This window comes from Streptomyces sp. NPDC048671, assembly GCF_055587045.1.
Window position 1 is genome coordinate 326,808 of record NZ_JBVJHB010000011.1, and the last position, 8,546, is coordinate 335,353.

6 protein-coding genes are annotated in these 8,546 nt (G+C 70.0%); 3 read left to right on the top strand and 3 right to left on the bottom strand.

Annotated elements, in window-relative coordinates:
- The first annotated feature begins 166 nt into the window (after window positions 1-166).
- On the top strand, window positions 167-2,215 hold the full coding sequence (locus tag ACZ6S6_RS24235) for an NPCBM/NEW2 domain-containing protein (RefSeq protein WP_469706898.1): 2,049 nt from the start codon (window positions 167-169) through the stop codon (window positions 2,213-2,215).
- Window positions 2,216-2,362: 147 nt separating this feature from the next.
- On the opposite strand, the gene ACZ6S6_RS24240 is transcribed toward ACZ6S6_RS24235, so the two are convergent.
- On the bottom strand, window positions 2,363-3,319 hold the full coding sequence (locus tag ACZ6S6_RS24240; RefSeq protein WP_362964485.1) for an ROK family protein: 957 nt from the start codon (window positions 3,317-3,319) through the stop codon (window positions 2,363-2,365).
- Window positions 3,320-3,502: 183 nt separating this feature from the next.
- Here ACZ6S6_RS24240 and ACZ6S6_RS24245 point away from each other — a divergent pair, with 183 nt between their 5' ends.
- Window positions 3,503-4,531, top strand: coding sequence for a LacI family DNA-binding transcriptional regulator (locus tag ACZ6S6_RS24245; RefSeq protein WP_362964487.1), 1,029 nt, complete (start codon window positions 3,503-3,505; stop codon window positions 4,529-4,531).
- Window positions 4,532-4,646: 115 nt separating this feature from the next.
- Entirely contained in the window at window positions 4,647-6,467 is a 1,821-nt protein-coding gene (locus ACZ6S6_RS24250) for a hypothetical protein (RefSeq protein ID WP_469706899.1), read from the top strand.
- Window positions 6,468-6,515: 48 nt separating this feature from the next.
- On the opposite strand, the gene ACZ6S6_RS24255 is transcribed toward ACZ6S6_RS24250, so the two are convergent.
- Window positions 6,516-7,814 carry a DUF6986 family protein gene (locus ACZ6S6_RS24255; RefSeq protein WP_469706900.1) on the bottom strand — a complete coding sequence of 433 codons (1,299 nt, stop codon included), beginning with the start codon at window positions 7,812-7,814 and terminating at the stop codon, window positions 6,516-6,518.
- Window positions 7,815-7,997: 183 nt separating this feature from the next.
- The coding region (locus ACZ6S6_RS24260) for an electron transfer flavoprotein subunit alpha/FixB family protein (RefSeq protein ID WP_469706901.1) at window positions 7,998-8,546 on the bottom strand (549 nt) is incomplete at its 5' end.

An 8,546-nucleotide genomic window follows, 5' to 3' on the forward strand; every position in this document is an offset into this window, starting at 1 on the left:
GGATCGCACCGACCACTGACAACTTCCTCGGTCGGCGGGCCCGTGTGACTCGATCGGAGGCGCCCCTGCCCCCTTCCAACAGACTTCAACACGCTCTACCGTAATCGCACGTCTTGGCGTGCACATGCCGTCACGTGAGTCGGCACGATTCCGGAGGAACGTATCAATGCGTCATCTTCCAGTCCGCACAACCCGCTCAGGCCCCCACAGAGTCATCGGAGCGCTGACCGCAGGACTCCTGTGCGCGGCGGGGATCGCCTTCCCCGCCGCCGCGGACTCCCCCGGACCCGCCCCCGCCCCGGCGTCCACCGCCGGCGCGCGGGCCGGCAGCGATCTCGCTCTCACACCCCCCATGGGGTTCAACAACTGGAACTCGACCCACTGCCGGGCCGAGTTCAACGAGTCGATGGTCAAGGGCATCGCGGATCTCTTCGTCGAGAAGGGCCTCAAGGACGCCGGCTATCAGTTCGTCAATCTGGACGACTGCTGGGCCAAGCCGCAACGCGACGCGGCAGGCAAGCTGGAGGCCGATCCGGCGCGGTTCCCGAACGGCATCAAGGCCGTCGCGGACTACGTCCACTCGAAGGGTCTCAAGCTCGGCATCTACACCAGCGCGGGCACCAAGACCTGCGACAGTGTCGGACTTCCCGGCGCACTCGGCCACGAGTACAGCGATGCGCAGCAGTTCGCCGACTGGGGCGTCGACTACCTCAAGTACGACAACTGCAACAACCAGGGCGTCGACGCGAAAGAGCGCTATACGACGATGCGGGACGCGCTTGCCGCCACCGGCCGCCCCATCGTCTACAGCATTTGTGAATGGGGCGAGAACAAGCCCTGGGAATGGGCCGCGGAACTCGGCAATCTCTGGCGCACCACGGGCGACATCAACGACAGCTGGAGCAGCATGCTGTCGATCATGAAGCAGAATCTGCCGCTCGCCGCGGCCGCCGGACCGGGACACTGGAACGACCCCGACATGCTGGAGGTCGGGAACGGCGGGATGACGGACACGGAGTACCGCACCCACTTCTCCATGTGGTCGGTGATGGCCGCCCCGCTCCTCATCGGCTCCGATCTGCGCAAGGCGACACCCGAGACGTTCGACATCCTCTCCAACCACGAGGTCATCGCGGTCGACCAGGACCCGCTGGGCAAGCAGGGAACCGTGCTCTCCTCCGACGAGGGGCGCTGGGTCGTGTCCAAGGAGCTGGAGGACGGCAGCCGGGCGGTGGCGCTGTTCAACGAGACCGGGAACGCGCAGCGGATCTCGACGACGGCCGCGGCGACGGGGTTGCCTCGGGCAGCCGCGTACACGATGCGTGATCTGTGGGAACACACGGACTACAACACCGCGGGCGACATCTCGGCGACCGTTCCGGCGCACGGGACCGTGCTGCTTCGTGTCGCCGCCGACAGCGGGTGGGCCTCGCATCCACCGGCCGCTGAACTCAGCCTGAACGGGAGCCCGTTGGTCGAGGCCGGACGCACCGCACCGCTGACGACGACGATCACCGATCTGGGCCGTACGCCTGCTCTGAAGGTCTCGGCGGCCCTCACCGGACCGTCGGGCTGGCAGGTCAGGGCCGGCTCGGCGACGACTGCCGCCGCGCTGCCCACCGGACGGACGCTGACCACGCGCTGGCGGGTGACGGCCCCGGCCGGCACGGCGACCGGCACGTACGACCTGACGCTCACCGCTCAGTACCGCTCGCCCGGCGGGAAGAGTGTGCGGTCCTCGGTGCCCTTCCAGGCCCATGTCGTGGTGGCGCCACCGGCCGGCGGCGGCTATCTGAGCGATCTGCCACAGCTCTCCGCGTCCAACGGCTACGGGCCGGTCGAGAAGGACACCAGCAACGGTGAGAGCGCGGCGGGCGACGGGAATCCGCTCACCATCGGCGGCGAGGTCTACGCGAAGGGGCTGGGCGTGCACGCGGACAGCACCGTCGAGTACTACGCGGGCGGCGCCTGCGACACCGTGACGGCCCGGGTCGGTGTGGACGACGAGAAGGGCGACAAGGGAAGTGTGGCCTTCGAGATCTGGGCCGACGGCACAAAGGCGGCCTCGACCGGGGTGCTGACCAACGCGATGCCGGCGCAGCCCGTCTCGGCGGATGTGAGCGGCGCCCAGGTCGTCCGCCTGGTCGTCACCGACGGAGGAGACGGCGACGACTCCGACCACGCGGACTGGGGGGACCTGCGCATCACCTGCTGACCGAGAACCCCCTGCGCGCGAAGGGCGGGCCCGGCGCCTCGGGCCTGCCCCTCGCATGAACAGCAGCGGACTCATAATCCGTCGGACAGCCCTTACGACCTGAACCGCCCGATCCGCCTGATCCGCTCGCTGTCGCGCGACAGGCCGTCAGACCGGGACCACTCCGTCCGCGCCCGCCCGGACCGCGAATGCCGCTGCCGCCGCACCCACCAGCCCCGCGTCGTTGCCCATGACCGCGGGCGCCACCGTCAGCTGCTGGACGAACGAGAGCGTGGCGTAGCGGCGCAGTGCGCTGCGCAGCGGGGCGAACAGGACGTCGCCCGCACCGGCCACTCCCCCGCCGATCACCGCGATGTCGATCTCGACGAGCGTGGCCGTCGCGGCGATGCCCGCGGCCAGCGCCTGCGCGGCCCGCTCGAAGGAGGCGGCGGCGACCGCGTCCCCCGCCCTCGCCGCGGCGGCGACCGCCGCGGCCGAGGCGTCACCGTCCGGGCCGGGCCGCCAGCCGCCCTCCAGCGCCCTGCGGGCGATGTTGGGCCCGCTGGCGATGCGCTCGACGCAGCCGCGCGAACCGCACGGGCAGGGATCGCCGTCCAGGTCGACACTGATGTGCCCGATGTGGCCCGCGTTGCCGCTCGGGCCGGGACGGAGCGTGCCGCCGAGGACGAGCCCGCCGCCGACGCCGGTCGACACGACCATGCACAGCGCGTTGTCGTAACCACGTGCCGCGCCCAGCCAGTGCTCGGCCGCGGTCATCGCGACCCCGTCGCCGACCAGCTCGACCGGAAGCCCGCCGGCCGCCCTGCTCACCCGCTCCACCAGCGGGAAGTCCCGCCAGCCGGGAACGTTGACCGGACTGACGGTCCCGGCGGAGGCATCCACCGGGCCCGCGCTGCCGATCCCGACGACCGATGCCCGCGCCCACAGCGGCGAGACGGTCAGCTCGGCCAGCACATCGCCGACCGCCTCCATCACCCTCTGCCCGCTCTCCCGGGCGGGCGTCGGCCGCTGCGCGCGTACGAGGAGCCTGCCGCTGCCGTCCACCAACGCGCCGGCGATCTTGGTGCCGCCGATGTCCAGCGCGGCTACGAGGTCGGTATGCATCGGTGTGGGCTCCGGATGGTGAGGGGGTGGGACCTGCGGCTTCAGTAAATAGTCTGCATAGTCTCCATTCAGCTGACAACGTTGTCCAGGGCCTATGCTCGACGCCACAGCCTCCGGCCCCTTCCGCGGTACTCTCCGCGGCCCCGCCGGACAGCTCCGCACCCGACGACAGGACAGCGCACCGTGGCCGAGACCACCCGTCACCCCGAGCCCCGTTACGGTAACCGGCCGACCATGAAGGATGTGGCCGCGCGTGCCGGAGTGGGGCTCAAGACGGTCTCCCGCGTGGTCAACAGCGAGCCGGGCGTCACGCCCGACACCGAGCGCCGGGTCCAGGAGGCCATCGACGCGCTGGGCTTCCGCCGCAACGACAGTGCGCGCGTGCTGCGCAAGGGCCGTACCGCCTCCATCGGACTCGTCCTGGAGGATCTCGCCGACCCCTTCTACGGGCCGCTGAGCCGCGCCGTGGAGGAGGTCGCCCGCGCGCACGGCGCCCTGCTCATCAACGGTTCGAGCGCCGAGGACCCGGAGCGCGAGCAGGAGCTCGTGCTCGCGCTGTGCGCGCGCCGGGTCGACGGGCTCATCGTGATTCCGGCCGGTGACGACCACCGCTATCTGGAGCAGGAGATAAAGGCCGGCATCGCGACCGTCTTCGTGGACCGGCCGGCGGGCCGGATCGATGCCGACATGGTCCTCTCGGACAGCTTCGGCGGCGCCCGCCAGGGCGTCGCCCATCTGATCGCGCACGGCCACCGCCGGATCGGGTTCATCGGTGACCAGCCCCGCATCCAGACCGCCACCGAGCGGCTGCGCGGGTATCACACCGCCATGACGGACGCCGGGATAGCCGTGCAGGACTCCTGGGTCTCCCTCGGGTCCACGGAGCCCGACCGGGTCCGCCGGGCGGCCGAGACGATGCTCTCCGGCCCGGAGCCGGTCACCGCCCTCTTCTCGGGCAACAACCGGGTGACGGTGACCGTGGTACGTGTCCTGGCCGACCGCGAGCGGCCGGTCGCCCTGGTCGGTTTCGACGACATCGAGCTCGCGGATCTGCTCGGTATCACCGTCATCTCCCAGGACGCCGCGACCGTCGGCCGCACCGCGGCGGAACACCTCTTCCGCCGTCTGGACGGCGCCGACCACGCCCCGGTGCGGGTGGAGCTCCCCACCAGGCTCATCGCGCGCGGTTCGGGCGAACTGCGTCCGTCCTGAGAACACTTGAGTGTTTTCGCACCGTCTGGCCTTCTAGGAGACACGGTGCCCGGTTCACTAGGATGTCGGTCGCACCGCGCCCGTGCTCCTATTCCGGGGGAAGGTCAGACGCAAGGTGAACGAACGCACGCTTGAGGCATTGGGCCTCGATGAAGCGCCACGCGAACACCCGCTCATCTACCCGGGAGCCTGGCCCGTGGAATCGGGCCTGCTGCATCGGAACCAGTATCTGAGGTTACGGCCCAAGCGGAATCGACGGCTTGCCCAGTGGCTGGTGGAGAGCCCCGGCAACGAATTCGGCGGCAACCCCGAACCCGGTCGCCCTGTACCACTCGACTTCGCGCTGATGAGCGCCAACGAACCGCTGATCGGTGAGCGATTCCCCGTGCTCTCGATCGGGTCGAACGCCTGCCCGGCCCAGCTCCGGCACAAGATGGACGGGCTGGGCGTCTCCTCGACCGTTCCCATGGTCAAGGTCCGCTCAACAGGAATCGAGGTCGGGGTCTCCGCCTATGTGAGCCCGCTCGGCTACGTCTCGGCATCTCCTTTCCACACGCCGGGCAGAACCCGCGACTTGTTCGTCACCTGGCTGGACGCGGCCCAGTTGGAGATCGTCGACAGCAGCGAGGGCGTCTTCACACCCGGTGGCGAGTACGACCGGGTGTTCCTGCCCGCCGCCGGCTTCCCCGTGGAGATGCCCTCCGGCGAGTGGCTGGGCGGTGTCTACGCGTATGTGCACCGCTACGGCGTGATCCACGACGGAGCGGGCGCCCCCAGGCCGCACCCCGGCGAACGGCAGTTGCTCACCGACCTGCTCTCGGAGTCGCGGCGCCTGCGGGAGTGGTTCGGCGACACCCCGGAGGAGTTCAGCTCGCGGGCTCGCGGCGACGAACAGCTCTGCGAGAAGGGCACCCGGCTGTTCCGGGACGAGGAGCGCACCACACTGTCCGGGCTGGAGGGGCTTGTCCCCGAAGCGCCGTCAAACATTCCGTACGACGACATCCACCCGGCCAATGAGCTGCCCTCAGGCTCCTTCCACGCCGCCCGCACCCCCGATACCTACGACCAACGCGGTTCGGGCGTCGTCAGGATCTCGGCCGGGCTCGCCGCCGCCCTGCGCCACCCGAGCCATGTGATCGTTCAGAACGTTCAGGTCCCCACTGCCCGGCACGAGCGCCTGGGTGCACTGGCCAATGTGGTGGTCGCGCCCGAGATCAACCGGGAGGACCGGCACACCGTACAGGTCGACCGCTCGCTGCGTATCTGTGTGGGGGTCGAGCCGGGCGAAGCGGTCACGGTGCGCCCGGCCACGCTGCCCAAGCCCAAGCACCGATGGCAGGATGTGCTGTTCGGCAAGCAGAGCTACGTCACCTGCAGGATCCAGGACGGCGATCGCGCCAGCGCGGAACACGAAGTCTGCCTGCTGGACGCCCTCACACTTCAGCTCATCGGTGTGACAAGCGGCGACGCCGTGGTGCTGGAGGGCTTCCCCGACGAGAACGGGATCGTGCCGGTCCTCGAACTGAAGGCCATCCAGACGAGTGACGAAGTACAGAACCGTCGCACCGAGCTGCATGGCGGCGACATGACCAGCCGCTATCCGAGCTCACTCGACGCACTCGGCACCTATCCGGATCTGCCCTGGGCGTTCCTGGACCGCCGGCTGTGGTCCGGGCTCGGCGTCGAGGGGCAGTGGCTGGCGACCGTGCGAATCCGCTGCAGCCGTACCTACCAGCTCAAGAAGGAACTCCGCGAAATGGTGTTCCTGCTCGGGCTCGCGTTCATCGGCGTGGTCACCGTACTGAACAGCATCCTTTGGAGGATCACCAGCCTGGCGATCCTCGTGCTGCTCGTCGGTGTGCTGGTGAGCATGCGGCTGCGCAGCAGACTCACCCAGCGCGCGCGGCGCATCGGAGGCCCCATACAGCGCCGGTGATCCGGTCGTCCCGGGCGCGGCCCGCGCCGCGCCCGGGTGCGGCACCTGCTACGGCGCCGTGACCGTCAGCCCGCCGCGGCGCGGTGAGGCGAAGGCGTCCAGGTCCACGCGGGTCAGTCCGGTCAGCCGGGCCACCTCCGCGGTGTCCAGCGCGCCGCAGTCGATGCCGCGCAGCAGATAGCCGCTGAGCGCCTTGGCGGTGGCGGGTTCGTCCATCACGTCGCCGCCCGCCTTCGCCACGTACGCGGCGAGCCGGGCCGCTGCCTGTTCCAGGCCCTCGCGGTAGAAGGTGTAGACGGCCGCGTAACGGGTCGGCAGGTGGCCCGGGTGCATGTCCCAGCCCTGGTAATAGGCACGGGCCAGAGCGCGCCGCGTGAGGCCGTAGTGCAGCCGCCAGGCTTCGTGGACCTGCGGGGTCGGGCCGACGGGGAGGACGTTGGTCGAGCCGTCGGAAACACGTACGCCGGTGCCCGCGGCGGCCACCTGCATGACGGCCTTGGCGTGGTCGGCGGCCGGGTGGTCGCTCGCCTGGTAGGCGGCGCTGACGCCGACACAGGCGCTGTAGTCGAACGTGCCGTAGTGCAGACCGGTCGCGCGGCCCTGCGCGGCGTCGATCATCCGGGCGACGGCGGCGGTGCCGTCGGCGGCCAGGATGGACTGGCTGGTCTCGATCTGGATCTCGAAGCCGAGCCGCCCCGAGGGCAGACCGTGTGCCTCCTCGAAGGCTTCGAGGAGCTGGACGAAGGCGGTGACCTGTTCGGGGTACGTCACCTTCGGCAGGGTGAGCACCAGACCGTCGGGAAGCCCGCCCGCCCGCATCAGGCCGGTGAGGAAGACGTCCGTGGTGCGAATCCCCCGGTCCCGGACGGCTGCTTCCATGCACTTCATCCGGATGCCCATGTACGGGGCGGCCGTGCCGTTCCCGTACGCGTCGGAGACCAGCCGGGCCGCACGGGCCGCGGCCTCGTCCTCCTCGGCGTCGGAGCGGGGGCCGTAGCCATCCTCGAAGTCGATCCGCAGGTCCTCGACGGGCTCGCGCTCCAGCTTGGCGCGCACCCGGTCGTGGACGGCCACGGCGAGCTCGGCCGGGATGCCGAGAACAGCCGCGAGGGAGGCCGCGTCGGGGGCGTGCTCGTCGAGCGCCGTCAGCGCCTGGTCGCCCCAGGAGCGGATGGTGCCGGCGGTGAAGGTGTCCCCCGGTACGTAGACCGTGTGGACGGGCTGGCGGGTCCCGGGGTCGCCGGGGTAGCGGCGGGCGAGTTCGGCGTCCACCCCTGTGAGGGAGGCGCTGATCCCGTCGCTGACCGCTCCGGCGAGGCTCGTCGCCACCTTCTCCTGCTGACCCATTTCCGCACCCTCCACGCTCTCATTGTTTCCGCTTCCCGGAATCAACAATCCGTATAGTGAAGTTATAAGGCTGCCGTACCTGCGTCAATGGTGATCGGAAACGGGTGCGGGGCCGCGCGGTGTGGTCACCGTGCGGCCCCGGGCCGTTGGATCGTGCGGGTCGTGCCTGTGCCGGGTGACGGGTCAGCCCCTGCGGGTGGTGATCTCGTCGGTGAGCTGGGGCACGACGTTGAAGAGGTCACCGACGACGCCGTAGTCGACGAGGTCGAAGATCGGCGCCTCGGCGTCCTTGTTGATCGCGACGATCGTCTTCGAGGTCTGCATCCCCGCCCGGTGCTGGATCGCACCCGAGATACCCGACGCGATGTACAACTGCGGCGAAACCGACTTACCCGTCTGCCCGACCTGGCTGGAATGCGGATACCAGCCCGCGTCCACCGCCGCACGCGACGCACCCACCGCGGCACCCAGCGAATCCGCGAGCGCCTCGATCACATGGAAGTTCTCCGCACCATTGACCCCACGCCCACCCGAGACCACGATCGCGGCCTCCGTCAGCTCCGGACGCCCCGTCGACTCACGCGGCGTACGCGACACCACCCTCGTCCCCGTCGCCAGCGCCGAGAACGACACCTCAAGCGCCTCCACCACACCCGCACCCGAAACCGGCTCCACCGGCGCGGAGTTCGGCTTCACCGTAATCACCGGCGTACCCCGCGAAACACGCGACCT

Coding starts and splice junctions, on each gene's coding strand:
- ACZ6S6_RS24235 (WP_469706898.1), top strand. CDS start 167: ATGCGTCATCTTCCAGTCCGCACAACCCGCTCAGGCCCCCACAGAGTC.
- ACZ6S6_RS24240 (WP_362964485.1), bottom strand. CDS start 3,319: ATGCATACCGACCTCGTAGCCGCGCTGGACATCGGCGGCACCAAGATC.
- ACZ6S6_RS24255 (WP_469706900.1), bottom strand. CDS start 7,814: ATGGGTCAGCAGGAGAAGGTGGCGACGAGCCTCGCCGGAGCGGTCAGC.